Source organism: Streptomyces sp. HPF1205 (assembly GCF_020400825.1).
Taxonomy (GTDB): Bacteria; Actinomycetota; Actinomycetes; order Streptomycetales; family Streptomycetaceae; genus Actinacidiphila.
In genome coordinates this window covers 217,156-239,297 of the sequence record NZ_JAINVH010000009.1, presented here as the reverse complement: position 1 = coordinate 239,297, position 22,142 = coordinate 217,156, and the positions used below count along the sequence as shown (strand labels likewise).

Below are 22,142 nucleotides of genomic sequence, written 5' to 3'. Positions count from 1 at the left end.
GGGGCCCGCGCGGGCCCCTCGTGAGCCGCTGAGCGCGAGCCGCTGAGCGCCGAGCGCTGAGCACGAACGGGCCGCGGCGACCTCCTGGCGCCGCGGCCCTGCCGCGTCCGCCGCCTTCCGGGCGGCCGCGCACGCGCCCGCGGCCGCCCGGAACTAAAATGGTGAGGGTGGTCCGGCGGAACGAAGAGGTCGAGGCCGTGCTCCAGGAGTACGCCGACCTCATCGCGATCACCCGCGGCGACGCCTTCAAGGCGCGGGCCTACGAGAAGGCCGCGCGGGCCGTGGGCGGCTGCGCCCGGGACGTCTCGCGGCTCAGCGAGGAGGAGCTGCTCGGCATCCCCGGGGTCGGCAAGTCCATCGCCGGGAAGGTCACCGAGTACCTGCGGACCGGCACGGTCGGCGTGGTCGAGGAGCGGCGGGCGATGATCCCCGCCGGGGTGCGGGAGCTGATCACGATCCCCACCCTGGGCCCGAAGAAGGCCATGGCCCTGTACGAGGACCTGAGCATCTCGTCGGTCGACGAACTCGCCGAGGCCATCCGCCGCGAGCGGCTGCGCGGGCTGAAGGGCTTCGGGCCGAAGACCGAGGAGAACATCCTGCACGGCATCGCGCTGCTGCGGCAGGCCGGCGGGCGGATCGACCTGCACACCGCGATGGCCGTCGCCGAGGAGGTCGTGGCCGAGCTGTCCGCCCTGACCGGCTGCGAGAACTGCGTGTACGCGGGCAGCCTGCGCCGGATGCGGGAGACGGTCGGGGACGTCGACATCCTGGTCGCCGCCCGCGCTTCGCGGCCGTTCATGGACGCGCTCACCGCGCTGCCGGCGACCGCCGAGGTCATCGCGCACGGCGGGAAGAAGACCTCGATCCGTACGGTCAAGGGCATCCAGGTCGACCTGCGGGTGCTGCCGCCGCACTCGTGGGGTGCGGGCCTGCAGTACTTCACCGGCTCCAAGGCGCACAACATCCGCACCCGCACCATGGCGGTCCGGCACGGGCTGAAACTCTCGGAGTACGGGATCTTCGAGGTGCCGGGCAAGGGCACGAAGGGCACGAAGGGCACGAAGAGCGCGAAGGGCGCCGCATCGGGGAAGGCCGCGGGCGCCGAGGGCAGGCCCGTCGCCTCCCGCACCGAGGACGAGGTGTACGCGCGCCTGGGCCTGCCCTGGATCCCGCCCACGCTCAGGGAGGACCGCGGGGAGATCGAGGCCGCCCTCGGCGACGGGCTGCCCGAGCTGGTCACCGAGGACGACGTCCGCGGCGACCTGCACACCCACACCGACCTGACCGACGGGCTCGCCCCGCTGGAGGAGATGGCCGAGGCGGCCGCCGCGCGCGGGTACGCGTACTACGCCGTCACCGACCACGCCCCCGACCTGTACATGGAGCAGATGACCGACGAGAAGGCGCTCGCCCAGCGCCGGCGGGTCAGGGAGCTCGACGGCGCTTACCACGGCATGCGGCTGCTGCACGGCACCGAGCTGAACATCGGCCCGGACGGCGACGTGGACTGGCCCGCGGACTTCCTCGACGGCTTCGACATCCGCGTGGCGTCGATCCACTCGCACTTCGCCCTCGGCCGGGCGGCGATGACCAAGCGGCTGGTACGGGCCTGCGAGAACCCGTACGTCAACGTCATCGGCCACCCGACCACCCGCCTCATCGGCCGCCGGCCCGGCGTGGACGCCGACTGGGACGCGGTGTACGCGGCCTGCGCCCGCACCGGCACGGCCCTGGAGGTCAACGCCCAGCCCGACCGCCTCGACCTGCGCGACGAGGACATCACGCGGGCCAAGGAGCTGGGCGCGAAGTTCGCGATCGACACGGACGCGCACTCGGTCCTGCATCTGGCCTTCCTGCGGTACGGCGTCGGTACCGCCCAGCGTGGCTGGCTCACCAAGGACGACGTGATCAACACCTGGCCGCTGACCCGGCTGAAACGGTTCCTCCGCAAAGGCCGCCGCTGAACGGTCGCCGGCCCCCCGGCCCCCTCGGCCCGGGCGCCCACAGCCCTCAGCCCTCAGCCCTCGTGCAGCACCAGCTCCCCCGCCGGACCGCTGTCCACCCGCGTGCCCAGGTCGCGCCCGGCCGCGTCCAGCACCTCCCGCAGCCACCGCGCGTCCTCCTCCGGCGCGCGCCGCAGCCGCATCCGGTGCGCCTGCAGGACCGCCAGGCGCGCGCCGGGGCCGGTCAGCCGGCCGGTCGCGGGATCGAGGGTGACGAGGTAGGCGGGCCGCAGGTCGTCGCGGTAGCGCTCGTACCCCGTGATGCCCTCGTAGTCGTCGATGAAGTCGCCGCAGCCGTAGAGGATGAGCTTGCCGCGGTAGATCTCGGCCGGGCGGGGGTGGTGCGAGGAGTGGCCGTGGACGACGTCGGCGCCGCCGTCGATGAGCGCCCGCGCGTACCGCACCTCGTCGCCGGAGACCTCGTACCCCCAGTTCGGGCCCCAGTGCAGCGACACCACGACGATGTCGCCCGGCCGTTTGACCTGCCGTATGCGGTCGGTGACGCAGGACGCGGCGGCGGGCGAGGGGCCGGGGACGAAGGCGACGCCGGGCCGGTCCTCGCCGGCCGCCCACTCGTACGGGATGCCGCTGGAGCGCATGCCGCGCGCGAAGACCAGCACGCGGGAGCCGCCGGGCAGGGGTACGGAGGCGGGGCGCCGCGCCCGCTCGGCGTCCGTGCCCGCGCCCGCCGAGCGCAGCCGCACGTCGGCGAGCAGGGCCAGGGTCTCGCGCAGCCCTTCGGGGCCGAAGTCGAGCACGTGGTTGTTGGCCAGGACGCACACGTCGGGGTGGGCGACGGTCAGGCACGGCAGGTTCCCCGGGCTCATTCGGTAGTGCACGGCCTTGCCCGGCGCGAAGTCCCCGCCGCGGGTGATCGCCGTCTCCAGGTTGACGATCCGGGCGTCGACCCCGGCCCGCTCCAGCAGCCCCAGCGCGTCCCCCCACGGCCAGCCGAAGCCGGTCGCGCGCGGTACCGGCCCGTTCGCCCGCTCGGCCAGTTCCACGTAGCCGCGGGCGTCCCGTACGTACTCCTCGCGCAGCCGCGGGTCGCCCGGCGACGGCAGGATCTGGTCCACCCCGCGGCCGAGCATCACGTCGCCGCAGAGGAACAGGGTGACCTGGGCGTTCCCCATACCTCCAGGGTAGAACCCGGGGCCGCCCGGTTCCCGCCCGCGCGCGGCGGCGCCTTGGCTACCCTCACCGCATGATTACCGAGATCGCCGACCTCCCCGTCGCCCCCGGCCGCGAGGACGAGTTCGCCGCCGCCTACGCCGAGGGCACCAAGATCCTGCGCGCCGCCCCCGGCTGCCTCGCCTCCCGCCTCATACGCGGGGTGGAGTCCCCCTCCCGCTTCATCGCCATCGTCGAGTGGGAGTCCAAGGACCACCACACCTCCTACATGGAATCCGACGGCTTCCGCCAATTCGGCGCCCTGATCGGCCATTTCTTCTCCGGTCCGGTCACCGTCGAACACTTCACGGAGTCCTGAGCACGGGCCGGGGCCGCCCGGCGGCCAGGGCGGCCCCGCGGTGTGCGGGCGAGGGGGCCGGGGTCTGATACGCTGATCCAGCGACAACGGCCCGCCGAAATGTCCGACTGATCACCGCAGGATCCCCCGGGGATCACGGTGCGAAGGAAGGCCCGGCGCGGAGGTCGCGCAAACCTGTGTGAGACCACGGCACGACATGTGCAAGACTTGGTCCCGCACGGAGCAAGGTCCTGTGGAGCAGTTTGGAGTGCTCGCCACCCTGTCAAGGTGGAGGCCGCGGGTTCAAATCCCGTCAGGACCGCTGCGGCTGGGTAGCTCAGTTGGTACGAGCGACCGCCTGAAAAGCGGTAGGTCGCCGGTTCGACCCCGGCCCCAGCCACCGCACGACGCAGGGCCCGCCACCGCGCGGGCCCTGCGTCGTTCCGGGATGTCGTTCCCCGAGTCGTTCCGGAATGTCTCTCCGGGGTGTCGTTCCCGGGGCCGCCCGTCCGGCGGGCGCGCCCCACCCGAAATGTGTTCGCCGCGGGCGGCGGCCGGATGCGATGCTGGACCGCGTATGTCTACCCAAACCTCCACCGCCGGCCTCGCCGCACGGCTCCCCTCGCTGACCCTGCGGGACGAGCAGCGCCTCGGCCGCCGGCTCGACGGCGTGCGCCGGATACGGAAGCCCCAGGCGCGGGACGCCGTGCTGGCCGAGATCGAGGCCGACGTCGTCCGGGCCGAGCAGCGCGTCGCCCTCCGGCAGGCCGCGGTCCCCCCGGTGACGTATCCGGAAGCGCTGCCGGTCAGCCAGAAGAAGGACGACATCCTCGCCGCCATCCGCGACCACCAGGTCGTGATCGTGGCCGGTGAGACCGGCTCCGGCAAGACCACCCAGATCCCGAAGATCTGCCTGGAGCTCGGCCGCGGGGTGCGCGGCCTGATCGGCCACACCCAGCCGCGCCGTATCGCCGCCCGTACGGTCGCCGAGCGCGTCGCGGAGGAGCTGCGGACACCGCTCGGCCAGGCCGTGGGCTGGAAGGTCCGCTTCACCGACCAGGTGAGCGACGGCACCCTGGTGAAGCTGATGACCGACGGCATCATGCTCGCCGAGATCCAGACCGACCGCGAGCTGCGCGCGTACGACACGATCATCATCGACGAGGCCCACGAGCGCAGCCTCAACATCGACTTCATCCTGGGCTACCTGGCCCAGCTGCTGCCTCGCCGCCCCGACCTGAAGGTCGTCATCACCTCGGCGACCATCGACCCCGAGCGCTTCTCCCGCCACTTCGGCGACGCGCCGATCGTGGAGGTCAGCGGGCGCACGTACCCGGTCGAGGTGCGCTACCGGCCGCTGCTGGAGGAGGGCACCGACAGCGAGGACCGCGACCAGATCACCGCGATCTGCGACGCCGTGGACGAGCTGCAGGCCGAGGGCCCGGGCGACATCCTGGTCTTCCTGTCCGGCGAGCGGGAGATCCGCGACACCGCCGACGCCCTGAACAAGCGCGACCTGCGGCACACCGAGGTGCTGCCGCTGTACGCCCGCCTGTCCTCCGCCGAGCAGCACCGCGTCTTCCAGCCGCACGCCGGCCGCCGTATCGTCCTGGCCACCAACGTCGCGGAGACCAGCCTCACCGTCCCCGGCATCCGCTACGTCATCGACCCCGGCACCGCCCGCGTCTCCCGCTACAGCCACCGCACCAAGGTCCAGCGGCTGCCCATCGAGCGGATCAGCCAGGCCAGCGCCAACCAGCGCAAGGGCCGCTGCGGCCGCACGTCCGACGGCATCTGCGTCCGGCTGTACGACGAGGACGACTTCCTGTCCCGGCCGGAGTTCACCGACCCGGAGATCCTGCGCACCAACCTCGCCTCGGTCATCCTGCAGATGACGGCGGCCGGGCTCGGCGACATCGCGAAGTTCCCGTTCATCGACCCGCCGGACAGCCGCAACATCAAGGACGGCATCCAGCTCCTGGAGGAGCTCGGCGCGCTCGACCCGCAGGCCAAGGACCCGCGGGCGCGGCTGACCGACACCGGCCGCAAGCTCTCCCAGCTCCCGGTGGACCCGCGGCTGGCCCGGATGGTGCTGGAGGCCGACCGCAACGGCTGCGTGCGCGAAGTGATGGTGATCGCCGCCGCCCTGTCCATCCAGGACCCGCGCGAGCGCCCCGCCGACAAGCAGACCCAGGCCGACCAGCAGCACGCCAGGTTCAAGGACGACGACAGCGACTTCCTGGCGTTCCTCAACCTGTGGCGCTACATCCGCGAGCGGCAGAGGGAGCTGTCCTCCTCCGCGTTCCGCCGGATGTGCCGCGCCGAGTACCTGAACTACCTGCGCATCCGCGAGTGGCAGGACATCTACAGCCAGTTGCGCACCATCACCAGGCAGCTGGGCATCTCCACCGCGGAGGACGAGGCGGAGACCGACCCGCGGCGCGTCCACGCCTCGCTGCTGGCCGGCCTGCTGTCGCACATCGGCCTGAAGGACACCGAGAAGAACGAGTACCTGGGCGCGCGCAGCGCCAAGTTCGCGGTGTTCCCCGGCTCGGCGCTGTTCCGCAAGCCCCCGCGGTGGCTGATGTCGGCGGAACTCGTGGAGACCTCCCGGCTGTGGGCCCGCGTCAACGCCCGGATCGAACCGGAGTGGGTCGAGCCGCTCGCCCAGCACCTGGTCAAGCGCAGTTACAGCGAGCCGCACTGGGAGAAGGACCAGGCGGCGGTGATGGCGTACGAGCGGGTGACGCTGTACGGGATCCCGCTCGTGGCGCAGCGCAAGGTCAACTACGGGCGGATCGACCCCGAGGTCTCCCGCGAGCTGTTCATCCGCGGCGCCCTCGTCGAGGGCGACTGGCGCACCCACCACCAGTTCTTCCACGACAACCGCAAACTGCTCGGCGAGGTCGAGGAGCTGGAGCACCGCGCCCGGCGCCGGGACATCCTGGTCGACGACGAGACGCTGTTCGACTTCTACGACGCGCGGCTGCCCGAGCACGTGGTGTCCGGCGCCCACTTCGACTCGTGGTGGAAGCACAAGCGGCGCGAGGACCCGGAACTGCTCAGCTTCGAGCACTCCATGCTGATCAACGAGAACGCGGAGGCGGTCACCAAGGCCGACTACCCGGACTCCTGGCGGCAGGGCGCGCTGAAGTTCAAGGTGACCTACCAGTTCGAGCCGGGCGCGGACGCGGACGGCGTGACCGTCCACATCCCGCTGCAGGTGCTCAACCAGGTCACCCCGGCCGGCTTCGACTGGCAGATCCCGGGGCTGCGCGAGGACGTCGTCACCGAGCTGATCCGCTCGCTGCCCAAGGCGATCCGCCGGCACTACGTCCCGGCGCCGAACTTCGCCAAGAGGTTCCTGCAGACGGCGGTCGCCGGCCCCGATCCCCTTCCGGCGGTGCTGGCACGGGAGTTGCGGCGGATGGTGGGGGTGCCGCTCGCCGCGGAGGACTTCGACCTGGCCAAGGTGCCCGACCACCTGAAGATCACCTTCCGGGTGATCGACGAACGGCGCCGCAAGCTCGCCGAGGACAAGGACCTGGAGGCGCTGAAGCGGCGGCTGAAGCCGAAGACGCGCGAGGCCATCACGCGGGCCTTCGAACGGTCCGCGGACGCCTCCGAGTCGGGCCTGGCGACCCTGGAGCAGCGCACGGGGCTGACGGACTGGACGCTGGGCACGCTGCCGCGCACCTTCGAGACGCGACGCGCCGGGCAGCCGGTGCGGGCCTACCCCGCGCTGGTGGACGAGGGCTCCTCGGTGGCCGTGCGGCTCTTCGACACCGAGCCCGAGCAGGCCGAGGCGATGTGGCGCGGCACCCGGCGGCTGATCCTGCTGGGCGTTCCGGTGAACCCGGCGAAGTTCGCCGCCGACCGGCTGAGCAACCAGCAGAAGCTCGCGCTGTCCCGCAACCCGCACGGCGGCGTGCAGGCGCTCTTCGAGGACTGCGCGACCGCCGCCGCCGACCGCCTCATCGCCGACCACGGCGGACCGGCCTGGGACGAGGAGGCGTACCGCAAGCTGTACGACGCGGTGCGCGCGGACCTGGTCGAGCTGACCGCGCGCAGCGTGGAGCGGGTCCAGCAGGTGCTGGCCGCCTGGCAGTCGTGCGAGCGGCGGCTGAAGGACACCAGGAGCCCGGCGCTGCTGGCCAACCTCCAGGACGTCCGCGAGCAGCTCACCGGGCTCGTCCACCCCGGCTTCGTCACGGCCACCGGGCTCAAGCGGCTGCCCGACCTCATGCGCTACCTGGTGGCCGCCGACCGGCGGCTGCAGCAGATGCCGACGGCCGCCCAGCGGGACACCACCCGCATGGCCAAGGTCCGCGAACTGCAGGCGGAGTACGCCGAGCTGCTCGCCGCGCAGCCGCCCGGCCGGCCCGTGCCCGCCGTGGTCCGCGACATCCGCTGGATGCTGGAGGAACTGCGGGTCAGCTACTTCGCGCACGCCCTGGGCACGGCCTTCCCGGTCTCCGACAAGCGCGTCGTGAAGGCCCTGGACGAGGGCTGGGCGGCCACCCCCTCCTGAGCCCGGCCATGAACCCGGCCACCGGTTCGACCGCACCCCCTGACCTGCTGTAGAGTCATCCTCGCAACGAGGTCCTGTGGAGCAGTTTGGAGTGCTCGCCACCCTGTCAAGGTGGAGGCCGCGGGTTCAAATCCCGTCAGGACCGCAATCGCGTCAGTGCTTTACCGCGCTCTATCACGGCCCCGCCTCCGGACTCCGGACGCGGGGCCGCTTCCGTGTGCGCACCGCGCGGCCCGTGGAGGCCGCGCCCGTCCCCGCGCTCGACCCGTACCCCTCCCCGCACCTCTCCCGTACACGGCCCGTGTACGCGGCCCGCCTACACGGCCCGCGTCAACGGACCGCGGACAGGCCCGCGAGGGGGCGGTCCTTCCGGGACTCCGCGCCGCCCGGCCGGACCTGACGGGTCGTCCGGTTCCTTTACCGCATATGCGGCACGCGTCACAAGAGGCCGATGTGTGACGGGAGTCACGTAAAGTCGCACACAGATGGCGGAACTTGAGCCCCTCCACAGAGCCCTCGATTTAATATGTGCAATGGTACCGCTCGTACCACCCGTCCCAGGCCGAACAGCGGACCCGGGAAGGACCCCGGGAACAGGGCCGCCCGACGGGTGCGGACAGGTGGCCCGACCCGCCCCCGGGGGCCGGAGGCGGGCACGAAAAAGACCGCACCGGACCCGGCGGAGTCCGATGCGGTCGAGGTCACATCCACCGGTTTCCCGGTGAGACCGGTGACACTCCCGATTGGGGGCGGGAGAGCCGCCGGCGGGGCGACGCGGAGGGTGGGGGCCCGCAAGCCGCCCGAAAGGGCTGTCAGGCCTCGCTTCGCTGCTGCGGAATGCCCGCCAGCAGGGCGCGGACCTCCGCCTCGCGGTAGCGGCGGTGGCCGCCGAGCGTGCGGATCGACGTGAGCTTGCCGGCCTTGGCCCAGCGCGTGACCGTCTTCGGGTCGACGCGGAACATGGTCGCGACTTCAGCGGGGGTAAGCAACGGCTCGGCATCAGGGGTGCGAGCGGTCATGAGCGGCCTCCTCGAGAGAACCGAACCAACGCGGTTCTTTCCTCTAAATTCTGCACCTTGGCCCCCGTTGCCCGAAATGGCGGACGAGGGCCGAGTCGGTAATAGGACGAACGGCTTGTCCTCGGCACTACAACTACACCATCCGTCCAGCCGCGTCGGCCAAACCGATGGATTTGCCCTCTCAGGTGTTCAAGCTCGGCGGAAGCCGATGGACCGTGCCATAGCGGACAGTCACACCAACGTGACGATCAGTCACAGCTCGATCATCCGCAACATCCCCACCTTCGAAACGAGCCCGAGGCGGACCCGATGTCCCATTTTGGCATGACAGATGGTGATGTTGGCAAGGGGTCAGTCACGTGCTCTGCGTCACCCTTGGGCCAAACGTCACCGTTGTCAACGGAACACCACACCCGTCAACCACAGAAGCGCACGTCACACCCTAAGCATCACACTGCGGACCAACCGCCCGGAACTCAGCTGGCGAACTGCAGTTCGCGCACCGCCCGCCAGCGCTCGGTGAGGCGCTCGTACGCCGCCCCCGCGGCCGCCGAGTCGCCCTCGCGCAGCGCCGCCAGCCCCTCGGCCACGTCCGCCGCCGAGTGGTCGGCGGCCAGCCGGTCCTGGCCCATCACGTGCACCAGCCCGCCGTAGTCGAGTTCGACCAGCGAGCGCGGGTGGAACTCCTCCAGCCACCGGCCCACGTCGATCAGCCCGTCGATCAACGGGCCCTCCTCCAGGGCGTCCTTGAGCACCCGCAGTGCCCGCGCCACCCGCCGCCGGGCCTGGACCATGGGCGTGCGGTAGCGCAGCAGCGGCTCCTTGGACTCGCCCGCGCCCGCCGGCTCGTACTCCCGCTCGTCGTCGCCGACCAGCGCGAACCAGCGCACCGGCACGTGCCAGGTGGCCGACTTGATCCACGGACGCGCGTCGGGGTTGCGTTCCAGCCACGCCTCGCGGTCCGCCTCGGCCTGGCGGCGGACGACCGGCGGCAGCATGGCGTCGAGCACCGGCTCGGGCAGCAGCCGCCCGGCCTCTTCGAGCGCCAGCCAGCCGCGCAGCCTCGTCCGCCAGGGGCAGATGTGGGTCACCCCGCCGACGACCGCGACGAAGGCGTCCCGGCTCTCGTGCACCGGCACCGCGACGGGCGGCACGGGCACCAGGTCGGCCAGCGACTGCCGCAGCTCGTCCTGAGCGGTCCTGGCACGGCCGGCGGCCGCGTACCGGTACCAGTGGGTGCGTTCGGGCTCGGGAAAGGCCGCCAGCGGCTCGTACACCCGCAGGTACGCCGCGTACGGGACCAGTACCGGTGAACCGCCCACACCCGCTCCCTCGCACGCCCTTCCCGCTCTCCCGATCGTCCCACGCGCCCATGTGGCGCGGAGGTGATCCCGGCCACTGCGCGCAGGGCCTACGCTGTGGCCATCGAGCCCTCCGCCACCCGTACGGGGGGCGAGAGCCGTCAGATGGGACCACTGGACCATGGGAGTCACCACCGTGACCGACGTACCGGAAAGTGCCGTAGCCAAGCTGTTCCGATCGGAGCAGGGCGGGCACGAGCAGGTCGTTCTCTGCCAGGACCGCGCCTCGGGCCTGAAGGCCGTCATCGCCATCCACTCCACCGCCCTGGGCCCGGCCCTCGGCGGCACCCGCTTCCACGCCTACGCCTCGGACGACGAGGCCGTCGAGGACGCCATCAACCTCTCGCGCGGCATGTCCTACAAGAACGCGCTGGCCGGCCTCGACCTCGGCGGCGGCAAGGCCGTCATCATCGGGGACCCCGAGACGCTGAAGACCGAGGAACTGCTGCTGGCCTACGGCCGCTGCGTGGCCTCCCTCGGCGGCCGGTACGTCACCGCGTGCGACGTCGGCACCTATGTCGCCGACATGGACGTGGTCGCCCGCGAGAACCGCTGGACCACCGGCCGCTCCCCCGAGCACGGCGGGGCCGGCGACTCCTCGGTGCTCACCGCCTTCGGCGTGTTCCAGGGCATGCGGGCCGCCGCGAAGGCGCAGTGGGGCGAGCCGACGCTCGCCGGCCGCCGGGTCGGCGTCGCCGGCGTCGGCAAGGTCGGCCACCACCTGGTGCGGCACCTGCTCGACGACGGCGCCGAGGTCGTGATCACCGACGTGCGTCCCGACGCCGTGCGGCGCGTCCTCGACCGCCACCCGCGGGTCACCGCCGTGGCCGACGCCGACGCCCTGGTCCGCACCCCCATCGACGTGTACGCGCCGTGCGCGCTCGGCGGCGCGCTGGACGACGCGACCGTGGCCGCGCTCACCGCCACCGTGGTCTGCGGCGCGGCGAACAACCAGCTGGCCCACCCGGGTGTCGAGAAGGACCTCGCCGACCGCGGGATCCTCTACGCGCCGGACTACGTGGTCAACGCCGGCGGCGTCATCCAGGTCGCCGACGAGCTGCGGGGCTTCGACTTCGAGCGGGCCAAGGCCAAGGCGACCCGGATCTACGACACGACTCTGGCCATTTTCCACCGGGCGGCGGCGGACGGCGTGCCGCCGGCGGTGGCCGCGGACCGGCTGGCCGAGCAGCGGATGGCCGACCGCACCCCGGCGGCGGACTGGCTGCGGCCCGAGTCGGCCGGCGAGACGGGCGGGGCCGGCGGGGCCGGCGGGGCCCGTGCGGAGGGCGTGTAAGCGCTCTCCGGCACGCGTTCTGAACAGGTTCACAACCGATTCACGTGACCGATAGCACGACCCGATAGCAAGTTCGCGCTAGAAGACGGTAAAATCGAGTCTGACCAGGTAGGACGGGGCCGCCAATGCCCCCTGTTCCGACGCGCGTCGTGCGGGCGACGTACCGTGCGGCGTCGGAAGCAGGTACCGTTGAGGCCCTACGGACCGGTCTTCCTCCGGGAGGCCGCTTCTCATTCATGAACGCGTGTCAAGACTCGGGGCCGTCGAGCCCCGCCGTTGAGGGGGTCGAGCCATGGGGCGCGGCCGGGCCAAGGCCAAGCAGACGAAGGTCGCCCGCCAGTTGAAGTACAACACTGGCGGCACGGACCTCTCCCGTCTGGCCGAAGAGCTGGGCGCATCGCCGTCGAGGCCGGTTAATCCGGAACCTGTCGAGGACGATGACGACGAGTTCGAAGACGACCCGTACGCTCAGTACGCGGATCTTTACAACGACGACGAGGACGACGAGGACGAGGACAGGTCGCCTTCCTCGCAACGCCGCCGCGCTTGACGCCGTACGCTCGCCGACCCGGTCCGGGGGCCACCCCGGACCGGGTTGCGGCCTTATTGCCGCCCTCTCGCCTCCGGGCGCTCAAACCCGGTGTCGACGGTCGACCGTGCTCGCTCGCTCCTTCGTCGCTCCCTGCGCGCGGTTCTCCCTTTCGACACCGGCGCGCCCTTTGACTCAACGGCTACGCGCGCTGACCGTCACTTTGCGTAGTCGCCGGTCAGTTCCGCGGCGGGGGCGTCCTCCTCGCGTGCCGTGATCTCGCCGGCCACCCAGGCGCCCGCGCCGCGGTCGGCCAGCACGGTCAGGGCCGCGTCCACCGACTCCGGGGGCACGACGGCGACCATCCCGACCCCCATGTTCAAGGTCCGCTCCAGTTCCAGCCGCTCCACCCCGCCGAGCTCGCCGACCGTGCCGAAGACGGGCGCGGGGGTCCAGGTGGACCGGTCGACGGTGGCGTGCAGCCCGTCCGGGATCACCCGGGCCAGGTTGGCCGCCAGTCCCCCGCCGGTCACGTGCGCGAAGGCGTGCACCGGGGTGGTCCTGGCCAGGGCCAGGCAGTCCAGCGAGTAGATCCGCGTCGGCTCCAGCAGCTCCTCGCCGAGCGTGCGGCCGAACTCCGGGACCTCGCGGTCGAGCTCCCAGCCGGCCCGGTCGAAGAAGACATGCCGGACCAGGCTGTACCCGTTCGAGTGAAGTCCGGACGACTCGATGGCGATCACCACGTCGCCCGTACGGATGAGATCCGCGCCGAGCAGCCGGTCGGCCTCCACCACGCCCGTGCCGGCCCCGGCGACGTCGAAGTCGTCCGCGCCCAGCAGCCCCGGGTGCTCGGCGGTCTCCCCGCCGACCAGGGCGCAGCCGGCCAGCACACAGCCCTCGGCGATGCCCTTCACGATGGCCGCGACCCGCTCCGGGTGGACCTTGCCCACACAGATGTAGTCCGTCATGAACAGCGGCTCGGCCCCGCACACCACCAGGTCGTCGACCACCATGCCGACCAGGTCGTGCCCGATCGTGTCGTAGACGCCCATCCGGCGGGCGATGTCGACCTTGGTGCCGACGCCGTCGGTCGCGGAGGCCAGCAGCGGGCGCTCGTACCGCTTGAGGGCCGAGGCGTCGAAGAGCCCGGCGAAGCCGCCGAGGCCGCCGACCACCTCCGGGCGGGTGGCCTTGCGCACCCACTCCTTCATCAGGGTGACGGCACGGTCGCCGGCCTCGATGTCGACGCCGGCGGCGGCGTAGCTGGCACCGGGGGTTTCGCCGGGGGATGCGGACATGAGAGGCACTTTCCGGTTCGGGGCGGGGGCGGTTGCTGGGCGGTTCACGGGCGGTTCGGGGCGGCCGGTCACCTGGCGGCCGGGGCCGCGGTCCACGGTTCCCGGCCGGCGCGGGCTACGGGCGGCGCAGGGCGTCGGCGGCGTCCGCGCCGCCGGCCAGCTCGGTCTCCAGGAGCTGCTTGCCGAGCAGCTCGGGGTCGGGCAGGTCCATCGGGTACTGGCCGTCGAAACACGCCCGGCACAGGTCGTCCTTGGGGATCGTGGTCGCCTCGATCATGGCGTCCAGCGAGATGTACGCGAGCGAGTCCGCGCCGAGCGACGCGCCGATCTCCGCCACGCTCATGCCGTTGGCGATCAGCTCGGCGCGGGTGGCGAAGTCGATGCCGAAGAAGCACGGCCACTTCACCGGCGGCGAGGAGATCCGCACGTGCACCTCGGCGGCGCCGGCCTCGCGGAGCATGCGGACGAGGGCGCGCTGGGTGTTGCCGCGGACGATCGAGTCGTCCACCACGACCAGCCGCTTGCCGCGGATGACTTCCTTGAGCGGGTTGAGCTTGAGCCGGATGCCGAGCTGGCGGATGGTCTGCGAGGGCTGGATGAAGGTGCGGCCCACGTAGGAGTTCTTCACCAGGCCGGAGCCGTACGGGATGCCGCTGGCCTCGGCGTACCCCACGGCGGCCGGGGTGCCGGACTCCGGGGTCGGTATCACCAGGTCGGCCTCGACCGGGGCTTCCTTGGCCAGGCGGCGGCCCATCTCGACCCGGGACAGGTAGACGTTGCGGCCGGCGATGTCGGTGTCGGGACGGGCGAGGTAGACGTACTCGAAGACGCAGCCCTTGGGGCGGGGCGTCGCGAACCGGGTGGTGCGCACGCCCTGCTCGTCGATGGCGACCAGCTCGCCGGGCTCGATCTCGCGGACGAAGCCGGCGCCGACGATGTCGAGGGCGGCGGTCTCGGAGGCGACCACCCAGCCGCGCTCCAGGCGGCCGAGGACCAGCGGGCGGATGCCCTGGGGGTCGCGGGCGGCGTAAAGCGTGTGCTCGTCCATGTAGACGAGGCTGAAGGCGCCCTTGACGCGGGGCAGCACCCTGGCGGCGGCCTCCTCGACGGACAGCGGGCCGCCGTCGTCGCCGACCTGGCCGGCCAGCAGGGCCGTGATCAGGTCGGTGTCGTTGGTGGCGGCGACCTTCGTGGCGCGGCCCGGGCCCTGCGGGAGGGCGGCGACGAGCTCGGCGAGCTCGGCGGTGTTGACCAGGTTGCCGTTGTGGCCGAGGGCGATGGAGCCGTTGGCGGTGGCGCGGAAGGTGGGCTGGGCGTTCTCCCACACGGAGGCGCCGGTGGTCGAGTAGCGGGCGTGACCGACCGCGATGTGGCCGGTCAGCGAGCCCAGCGAGGTCTCGTCGAAGACCTGCGAGACCAGGCCCATGTCCTTGAAGACGAGGATCTGCGAACCGTTGCTCACCGCGATGCCCGCGGACTCCTGTCCGCGGTGCTGCAGCGCGTACAGCCCGAAATAGGTGAGTTTGGCGACCTCTTCGCCGGGGGCCCAGACTCCGAAAACGCCGCAGGCGTCCTGGGGGCCCTTCTCGCCGGGGAGCAGGTCGTGGCTGAGTCGTCCGTCACCACGCACGCCCTTGAGTCTAGGGCAGGATTGCCGTTCGTCCGAACGAGGGACCTTGGATTATGCGGTTCTATGCGCGTAGCGCCTTGGGGGCAAAGGACTGTGACATACGTCCTGTGGTCCGCCGGCCGGCTCAGCCCATGACCGGCAGATACGGCGACAGGTCCGCCCGCTCCCCGCTCGCGGCCACCTTCGCCGCGTCCAGGGCCCGCGCCCACTCCATCCGCCCCGTGGCCAGCCGGATCCACGTCAGCGGGTCGGTCTCCACCACGTTCGGCGGGGTGCCCCTGGTGTGCCGGGGGCCCTCCACGCACTGCACGGCCGCGTACGGGGGGATCCGCACCTCCACCGAGTTGCCCGGTGCCTTGGCCGCCAGGGCGTCGGCGAGGAGGCGCACGGCCGCCGCGAGGGCCTGCTTGTCCAGCGGCACGTCGATCCCGGTGGCCCGCGCGAGGTCGTCGCTGTGCACGACGAGCTCGACCAGCCGGGTCACGGTGAAGTCCAGCGCGCGCATGGACGAGAAGACGTGCGGCACGACGCGGTCCGAACGCAGCGCCTCCCGCTCCTGTACGGCCAGCAGCTCCGCCTCGGCGTCGAGCGCGGCCGCCGGGTCCGGCGTCCGGGCCGCGGTCTCCTTGGTGTCCTCGTCCAGCCTGTCCGCGATCCCCGCGGTGGACAGGGCCCAGTGGTCCAGGTCGGTGATCTTCGTGCCCGGCGCCGGGGCCGGCTCCGCGAGCAGCCTGCGTACCGCCTCGACCTGCCGCACGATGTGCACGACCAGCAGCCGCACGTCCCAGCCGGGCAGCCCGCTCGGCGCCGACCACTGCTCCTCGCCCAGGTCCGCGACGGCCGCCCGTACATGCCCGGTCTGCGCGACGAGCGCGGCCCAGGTCCTGGCGGGGTCGTACGTGCGCGGACGGCGCTTGGCTGCGGGCATGTGCCGAGCGTAGCCAGGGCCCGCGACAGCCCGCCAGGAAGTATGCGGCGAGCGAACCCCGGCGAACCCCCGCCCGCCCGCCCGGGCGTGCGCGCCGGCCGGGCGGGGGCGGGCGTCAATGAGGCTGTGCTCGAACCGAGTTGTGCGTCTCGCCCACGGGATCGAAGACTTGAGCGTCCTGACCACAAAAGCCCTGGTGGCCGCCCCCGTTACGGGGGTACGGGGGCGGCCACCAGATCCTCGCGGCACGAAGGTGCCCCCGGCCGCGCGCGGCCGGGGGCACCTTCGTGAGATCGAGCGGTCGGACCGGGGCGGTCAGCCCAGGAGGGCCGGGATCGTCTCCTCATGGGCCGATCGCAGCTCGGCCAGGGGGAGGCTGAACTCGCCCTGGACATCGATCGCGTCGCCGTCGACCACGCCGATACGGGCGGCCGGCAGGCCACGGGCGCCGCACATGTCGGTGAAGCGCAGTTCCTCCGAGCGCGGGACTGCGACGATCGCGCGGCCCGCCGACTCCGAGAAGAGGAAGGTGAACGCGGACAGGCCGTCGGGGACGACCAGCCGGGCGCCGAGGCCGCCGCGCAGGCAGGACTCGGTGACCGCCTGGATCAGGCCGCCGTCGGACAGGTCGTGGGCGGCGTCGATCATGCCGTCGCGGGAAGCGGAGATCAGGATCTCGGCCAGCAGCTTCTCCCGCTCCAGGTCCACCGCCGGGGGCAGCCCGCCGAGGTGGCCGTGCACGACCTGCGACCAGGCCGAACCGCCGAACTCCTCCCGGGTCTCGCCCAGCAGGTAGATGAGCTGCCCCTGGCCGGCGAAGGCCATCGGGGTGCGCCGGGAGACGTCGTCGATCACGCCCAGGACGGCGACCACCGGGGTGGGGTGGATCGCGGTGTCCCCGGTCTGGTTGTAGAGGGAGACGTTGCCGCCGGTCACCGGGGTGCCCAGGGCCAGGCAGCCGTCCGCGAGGCCGCGGGTGGCCTCGGCGAACTGCCACATCACCGCCGGGTCCTCGGGCGAGCCGAAGTTGAGGCAGTCCGAGACCGCGAGCGGGCGGGCGCCGGTGGCGGCCACGTTGCGGTACGCCTCGGCGAGCGCGAGCTGCGCGCCCGTGTACGGGTCGAGCTTGGCGTACCGACCGTTGCCGTCGGTGGCGACCGCCACGCCGAGCCCGGTCTCCGGGTCGATCCGGATCACCCCGGAGTCCTCGGGCTGCGCCAGCACCGTGTTGCCCTGCACGAAGCGGTCGTACTGGTCGGTGACCCACGCCTTGGACGCCTGGTTGGGCGAACCGACCAGCCGCAGCACCTGGGCGCGCAGCTCCTCGCCGGATACCGGGCGCGGCAGGGCGCCCGCGTCGTCGGCCTGCAGCTCGTCCTGCCAGGAGGGGCGCTCGTACGGGCGGTGGTACGTCGGCCCCTCGTGCGCCACCGAGCGCGGCGGCACGTCCACGATCTGCTCGCCGTGCCAGTGGATCTCCAGCCGCGAGCCCTCGGTCACCTCACCGATGACGGTGGCGATGACGTCCCACTTCTCGCAGATCTCCAGGAACCGGTCCACCTTGTCCGGCTCGACGATCGCGCACATCCGCTCCTGCGACTCGCTCATCAGGATCTCCTCCGGGGACAGCGAGGAGTCGCGCAGCGGGACGGTGTCCAGCTCGATCCGCATGCCCCCCGACCCGGCCGAGGCCAGTTCGGAGGTCGCGCAGGACAGTCCGGCGCCGCCGAGGTCCTGGATGCCGGCGACGAGCTTCTCCCGGAAGATCTCCAGGGTGCACTCGATCAGCAGCTTCTCCTGGAAGGGGTCGCCGACCTGGACCGCGGGGCGCCGGGACGGGCCGCTCGCCTCGAAGGTCTCGCTGGCCAGCACGGACACCCCGCCGATGCCGTCGCCGCCGGTCCTGGCCCCGTACAGGACGACCTTGTTGCCGACGCCCGAGGCCTTGGCGAGGTGGATGTCCTCGTGCTTCATCACGCCGACGCACAGCGCGTTGACCAGCGGGTTGCCCTGGTAGCAGGGGTCGAAGACGACCTCGCCGCCGATGTTCGGCAGGCCCAGGCAGTTGCCGTAGCCGCCGACGCCCGCGACGACACCGGGCAGCACCCGCTTGGTGTCCGGGTGGTCGGCGGCGCCGAACCGCAGCGGGTCCATCACGGCGACCGGCCGCGCGCCCATGGCGAGGATGTCGCGGACGATGCCGCCGACGCCGGTGGCCGCGCCCTGGTAGGGCTCGATGTACGAGGGGTGGTTGTGCGACTCGATCTTGAAGGTGACCGCGTAGCCCTGGCCGACGTCGACCACGCCCGCGTTCTCGCCGATGCCGACCAGCAGCGCGTCGGTCCGCGGCGCCTTCTCCCCGAACTGCCTCAGGTGCACCTTGCTCGACTTGTACGAGCAGTGCTCCGACCACATCACCGAGTACATCGCCAGCTCCGCGCCGGTCGGGCGGCGGCCGAGGATGTCCCGGATCCGCTGGTACTCGTCCTCCTTGAGGCCGAGCTCCTTCCAGGGCTGCCCTGCGTCGGGGGTCTGCTCGGCGTGCTTGACGGTGTCCAAGGTCACGCTCGGTCACTCCTTCGCGCGTCGTGGTGCGGGTGGCGCGTGCTGGGGCGCTCGGTCGCTCCCTCGGCCGTTCCGGTATCGAGAGTCATGCGGTGACCAGCCTGTTGAGTACCGAGGTGAAGAAGGCCAGGCCGTCCGTGCGGCCGGTGCCGATCAGCGACTCGACGGCGTGCTCGGGGTGCGGCATGAGGCCGACGACGTTGCCGGCCTCGTTGGTGACACCGGCGATGTCGCGCAGCGACCCGTTCGGGTTGCCGTAGCCCTCGGCGGCGGGGCCCGCGGTGGCGTAGCGGAACACCACGCGGCCCTCGGCCTCCAGTTCGTCGAGGGTGCGCTCGTCGGCGGTGTAGCGGCCGTCGATGTTCTTCAGCGGGATGGAGATCTCCTGCCCCGCCGTGTAGTCGGCGGTCCAGGCGGTGCCGGCGCTCTCGACGGTCAGCTTCTGGTCGCGGCAAACGAAGTGCAGCGCGGTGTTCCTGAGCATCGCGCCGGGCAGCAGGTGCGCCTCGGTGAGCACCTGGAAACCGTTGCAGATCCCGAGAACGGGCATTCCGGCCTTCGCCTGCTCGATGATCGTCCCCATCACCGGGGAGAAACGGGAGATCGCGCCGGCCCGCAGATAGTCCCCGTAACTGAACCCGCCGGGCAGAACCACCGCGTCGACCTGCTTGAGGTCCTTGTCGCGGTGCCACAGCGGCACGGCCTCGGCGCCCGCGGCGCGCACCGCGCGCCGGGTGTCGTGGTCGTCGAGACTGCCCGGGAATGTGACGACGCCAATGCGGGCAGTCACGACTCCACCTTTACATTGAAGTCCTCGATCACGGTGTTGGCGAGAAACGTTTCCGCCATCTCCCGAATGCGGGCGAGGGCGGCGTCGTCGACCGGCCCGTCGACCTCCAGCTCGAACCGCTTTCCCTGACGTACGTCGGTGATCCCGGCGAAGCCCAGCCGCGGCAGTGCGCGCTGGACCGCCTGGCCCTGGGGGTCGAGGATCTCCGGCTTCAGCATGACGTCGACTACGACGCGTGCCACTGGCGCTCCCGGTGGTGTGGTGCGTGAGGTTCTCTCAGCGTACCCGGTGGCAAAATCTACGCGAGTAGATATACCTGGTCGCGCCACGGACCACCCCAAGTACGCGGATCACGTTTATGTATCGGCTGACGAAATACTTGGGAGAAGGCGGCAGAAAATCATAGGGTCCCGGGTGCGGTGACGCTTGCGCGGTGCCCGCCGCGGGAATTAACAGCGACAACGGGCGCCTCCACGTCCCCATTCCGTGACAACCGACAAATGAAAACTTGTCGACAGCGACGACGCACCAGTCGAGCCCGACCATCCCCCCAGGGTCGCTGGCGGCAGCCGATGCCGTAAGAAAGGACCGATCCTATGGCGCAACGCGTACTGGTCACCCTCGCCGACGATCTGGACGGCGGCGAAGCCGCGGAAACCATCGCATTCGGCGTCGACGGGCAGTGGTACGAGATCGACCTCTCGGCCGAGAACGCGGACAAGTTGCGCACCGACCTGGCCCCCTACGTGGAGGCCGGGCGCCGTCGCACCCTTTCCGGGCGCGCCTACAAGCGCACCCCCATCGCGCCGACTCCCGCCACCGTGCGGGCGTGGGCGCAGTCGAACGGCTTCGAGGTGCCGGCCCGCGGCCGGATCCCCAAGAAGGTGTACGAGGCGTTCAACAAGGCGGGCTGATCCGAGCCGTCGCAACCGATCCGGGCCGGCGCGCGACCCCGCTTACGCGACGGCCCGGTCCGGTCAGGTCCCGGCAGGGGTCAGCCCGGGTTCGGCGGGTTCGGGGGAGCCCGCCACGGCGGCAACGGCGGTCGCACGGGAGCCGATTGGACAGCCACCCCCACCCGTCCGCTAGTGTGTGGAACACGCCGCAGGCGGGGCCGGGAAACCGGAAAGGCCCAGGCCGGCGGGGTTACGCGGGTGTAGCTCAGCAGTAGAGCGCCCCCCTTCCAGGGGGGAGGGGCAGTGTGCAATTCCTGTCACCCGCTCTGGTCACTGGTACAGTGATCGCAGCACGTGCGGACGTGGCTCAGTTGGTAGAGCATCACCTTGCCAAGGTGAGGGTCGCGAGTTCGAATCTCGTCGTCCGCTCCACAGGCGAAGGCCCCGGTCGATTCGGCCGGGGCCTTCGTCGTGCGGCGGCCCCGGCCCGCGTTCCCCGCGGCGCCGAGCGCGTCACCGGTATCTCGTTTCCGGGTTCGCGGGGGCATCGGGTACAGTAACGGCACGGCCTGCGGACGTGGCTCAGTTGGTAGAGCATCACCTTGCCAAGGTGAGGGTCGCGAGTTCGAATCTCGTCGTCCGCTCCACACAGGCGAAGGCCCCGGTCCATTCGACCGGGGCCTTCGTCGTGTCCGGTGTCACTGCCAGGGCAGGCCGGTCAGCTTCTCGTACGCCTCGATGTACCGCGCCCTGGTGCGCTCGACGACCTCGGCGGGCAGCGGCGGGGGCGGCTGCTCGGCGGCCCGGTCCCAGCCGGAGGCCGGCGAGGTGAGCCAGTCCCGGACGATCTGCTTGTCGAACGACGGCTGCGCGCGGCCCGGCTGCCACAGCTCGGCCGGCCAGTAGCGGGAGGAGTCCGGGGTGAGCACCTCGTCGGCGAGCACCAGACCGGCGCCCGTCCCGGGCTCCGCGGCCGAGCGCGTGTCCGCGGTCGCGGTCGCTTCCGCCGCGTCCCGCGCTCCCGTGGCGGCGCCCTCCGGCACGATCCCGAACTCGAACTTCGTGTCCGCCAGGATCAGCCCCCGCTCGCGGGCGATGTCCCGGGCCCGGGAGTAGACCGCCAGGGTGCTCTGGCGCAGCTGCGCGGCCGTCTCGGCGCCGACCCGGCGGGCCACCTCCTCGTACGACACGTTCTCGTCGTGCTCGCCGACCTCGGCCTTGGTGGCCGGGGTGAAGACCGGCGCGGGCAGCTCCGAGCCGTCCACCAGGCCCTCGGGGAGGGCGAGTCCGCACACCGTGCGGTCCCGCTCGTACTCCACCAGGCCGGAGCCGGTCAGGTAGCCGCGGGCCACGGCCTCGACCGGGATCATCCGCAGCGGGCGGCAGATCGTGGTGCGGCCGGCCCAGTCCGCGGGGGCGCCCTCGGGCAGCTCCGTGGAGATCACATGGTTCGGCACCAGGTCGGCGAGCTGGTCGAACCACCACAGGGACAGCTGGGTCAGCACCCGGCCCTTGTCCGGGATCTCCGTGGGCAGCACCCAGTCGAACGCGGAGATGCGGTCGCTGGCCACCATCACCAGCTCCCCCGCCGCGTTCTGGTACAGCTCACGCACCTTCCCGGTGTGCAGGTGCGTGAGTCCGGGCACCTGTACCGGCTCTGGCTTGTCGACGAATCCGGACATGGTGTCCTTCCCACTCGGTGGTTCCGCTCCCGATTCTCCCGCACCGAGGCGGCCGGCGGGCGCGCGGGTGTGCCCGGCCTGTGGAAAACCGGGCCGGCGGCCGGGGTTTTCCACAGGCCGGATCTCAGGGCGGGAGCTCGGGGCCGGG

The 22,142-nt window shown here is 71.8% G+C and carries 16 protein-coding genes and 6 tRNA genes; 12 read left to right on the top strand and 10 right to left on the bottom strand.

The window, feature by feature from the left end:
• Positions 1-167: 167 nt before the first annotated feature.
• The gene (locus K7G61_RS13475; protein ID WP_225847014.1) at positions 168-1,964 is read left to right on the top strand and encodes a helix-hairpin-helix domain-containing protein; all 1,797 of its coding nucleotides are present in this window, start codon (positions 168-170) and stop codon (positions 1,962-1,964) included.
• 53 nt (positions 1,965-2,017) lie between these two features.
• On the opposite strand, the gene K7G61_RS13470 is transcribed toward K7G61_RS13475, so the two are convergent.
• Entirely contained in the window at positions 2,018-3,136 is a 1,119-nt protein-coding gene (locus K7G61_RS13470) for a CapA family protein (protein WP_225847013.1), read from the bottom strand.
• A gap of 71 nt (positions 3,137-3,207) precedes the next feature.
• On the opposite strand from K7G61_RS13470, the gene K7G61_RS13465 reads away from it, so the two are divergent.
• The 5 genes from K7G61_RS13465 (at position 3,208) to K7G61_RS13445 (ending at position 8,147) form a co-directional block, all read left to right on the top strand.
• Positions 3,208-3,492, top strand: a complete 285-nt coding sequence (locus K7G61_RS13465; RefSeq protein ID WP_225847012.1) for an antibiotic biosynthesis monooxygenase — start codon at positions 3,208-3,210, stop codon at positions 3,490-3,492.
• A gap of 226 nt (positions 3,493-3,718) precedes the next feature.
• Positions 3,719-3,793, top strand: a tRNA-Asp gene (locus K7G61_RS13460).
• Positions 3,794-3,797: 4 nt separating this feature from the next.
• Positions 3,798-3,871 (top strand) — tRNA-Phe (locus tag K7G61_RS13455).
• 177 nt (positions 3,872-4,048) lie between these two features.
• Entirely contained in the window at positions 4,049-8,002 is a 3,954-nt protein-coding gene (gene hrpA, locus K7G61_RS13450; RefSeq protein WP_225847011.1) for an ATP-dependent RNA helicase HrpA, read from the top strand.
• A gap of 70 nt (positions 8,003-8,072) precedes the next feature.
• A tRNA-Asp gene (locus K7G61_RS13445) sits at positions 8,073-8,147 on the top strand.
• A gap of 667 nt (positions 8,148-8,814) precedes the next feature.
• Here K7G61_RS13445 and bldC read toward each other — a convergent pair.
• Both bldC and K7G61_RS13435 read right to left on the bottom strand, forming a co-directional pair.
• Positions 8,815-9,021 (bottom strand): developmental transcriptional regulator BldC, encoded by a 207-nt coding sequence (gene bldC, locus K7G61_RS13440; RefSeq protein WP_003949541.1) that lies wholly within the window; start codon positions 9,019-9,021, stop codon positions 8,815-8,817.
• Positions 9,022-9,497: 476 nt separating this feature from the next.
• A complete protein-coding gene (locus K7G61_RS13435; protein ID WP_225847010.1) occupies positions 9,498-10,343 on the bottom strand; it encodes a hypothetical protein in 846 nt (281 codons plus the stop codon).
• 160 nt (positions 10,344-10,503) lie between these two features.
• Between K7G61_RS13435 and K7G61_RS13430 the strand changes: the two genes are divergently transcribed.
• Positions 10,504-11,676, top strand: a complete 1,173-nt coding sequence (locus K7G61_RS13430; RefSeq protein ID WP_225847009.1) for a Glu/Leu/Phe/Val dehydrogenase dimerization domain-containing protein — start codon at positions 10,504-10,506, stop codon at positions 11,674-11,676.
• Positions 11,677-11,968: 292 nt separating this feature from the next.
• Complete coding sequence (locus K7G61_RS13425) at positions 11,969-12,226, top strand: DUF3073 domain-containing protein (protein ID WP_225847008.1); 258 nt, start codon at positions 11,969-11,971, stop codon at positions 12,224-12,226.
• 197 nt (positions 12,227-12,423) lie between these two features.
• Here the strand turns inward: K7G61_RS13425 and purM are convergent, their stop codons facing one another.
• The 6 genes from purM to purS all read right to left on the bottom strand — a co-directional run bounded on the left by purM (position 12,424) and on the right by purS (position 19,658).
• A complete protein-coding gene (purM, locus tag K7G61_RS13420) occupies positions 12,424-13,503 on the bottom strand; it encodes a phosphoribosylformylglycinamidine cyclo-ligase (protein WP_225847007.1) in 1,080 nt (359 codons plus the stop codon).
• 115 nt (positions 13,504-13,618) lie between these two features.
• Entirely contained in the window at positions 13,619-15,133 is a 1,515-nt protein-coding gene (gene purF, locus K7G61_RS13415) for an amidophosphoribosyltransferase (protein WP_225847006.1), read from the bottom strand.
• A gap of 124 nt (positions 15,134-15,257) precedes the next feature.
• Positions 15,258-16,061 carry a maleylpyruvate isomerase family mycothiol-dependent enzyme gene (locus tag K7G61_RS13410; RefSeq protein WP_225847005.1) on the bottom strand — a complete coding sequence of 268 codons (804 nt, stop codon included), beginning with the start codon at positions 16,059-16,061 and terminating at the stop codon, positions 15,258-15,260.
• A gap of 315 nt (positions 16,062-16,376) precedes the next feature.
• Entirely contained in the window at positions 16,377-18,626 is a 2,250-nt protein-coding gene (gene purL, locus K7G61_RS13405; protein WP_225847004.1) for a phosphoribosylformylglycinamidine synthase subunit PurL, read from the bottom strand.
• 85 nt (positions 18,627-18,711) lie between these two features.
• Entirely contained in the window at positions 18,712-19,416 is a 705-nt protein-coding gene (gene purQ, locus K7G61_RS13400) for a phosphoribosylformylglycinamidine synthase subunit PurQ (RefSeq protein ID WP_225847003.1), read from the bottom strand.
• Complete coding sequence (gene purS / locus K7G61_RS13395; protein WP_225847002.1) at positions 19,413-19,658, bottom strand: phosphoribosylformylglycinamidine synthase subunit PurS; 246 nt, start codon at positions 19,656-19,658, stop codon at positions 19,413-19,415. The genes purQ and purS overlap by 4 nt, the downstream gene beginning before the upstream one ends.
• Positions 19,659-20,012: 354 nt before the next feature.
• Here purS and K7G61_RS13390 point away from each other — a divergent pair, with 354 nt between their 5' ends.
• The 4 genes from K7G61_RS13390 to K7G61_RS13375 all read left to right on the top strand — a co-directional run bounded on the left by K7G61_RS13390 (position 20,013) and on the right by K7G61_RS13375 (position 20,959).
• On the top strand, positions 20,013-20,330 hold the full coding sequence (locus tag K7G61_RS13390; protein ID WP_225847001.1) for an Lsr2 family protein: 318 nt from the start codon (positions 20,013-20,015) through the stop codon (positions 20,328-20,330).
• A 236-nt stretch (positions 20,331-20,566) separates the two neighbouring features.
• Positions 20,567-20,638 (top strand) — tRNA-Gly (locus tag K7G61_RS13385).
• A 30-nt stretch (positions 20,639-20,668) separates the two neighbouring features.
• Positions 20,669-20,744: transfer RNA gene (locus K7G61_RS13380), tRNA-Gly, on the top strand.
• Positions 20,745-20,883: 139 nt separating this feature from the next.
• Positions 20,884-20,959: transfer RNA gene (locus K7G61_RS13375), tRNA-Gly, on the top strand.
• Between the two features lie 51 nt (positions 20,960-21,010).
• Here the strand turns inward: K7G61_RS13375 and K7G61_RS13370 are convergent.
• Positions 21,011-21,994 carry a phosphoribosylaminoimidazolesuccinocarboxamide synthase gene (locus tag K7G61_RS13370; protein WP_225847000.1) on the bottom strand — a complete coding sequence of 328 codons (984 nt, stop codon included), beginning with the start codon at positions 21,992-21,994 and terminating at the stop codon, positions 21,011-21,013.
• Positions 21,995-22,142 lie beyond the last annotated feature (148 nt).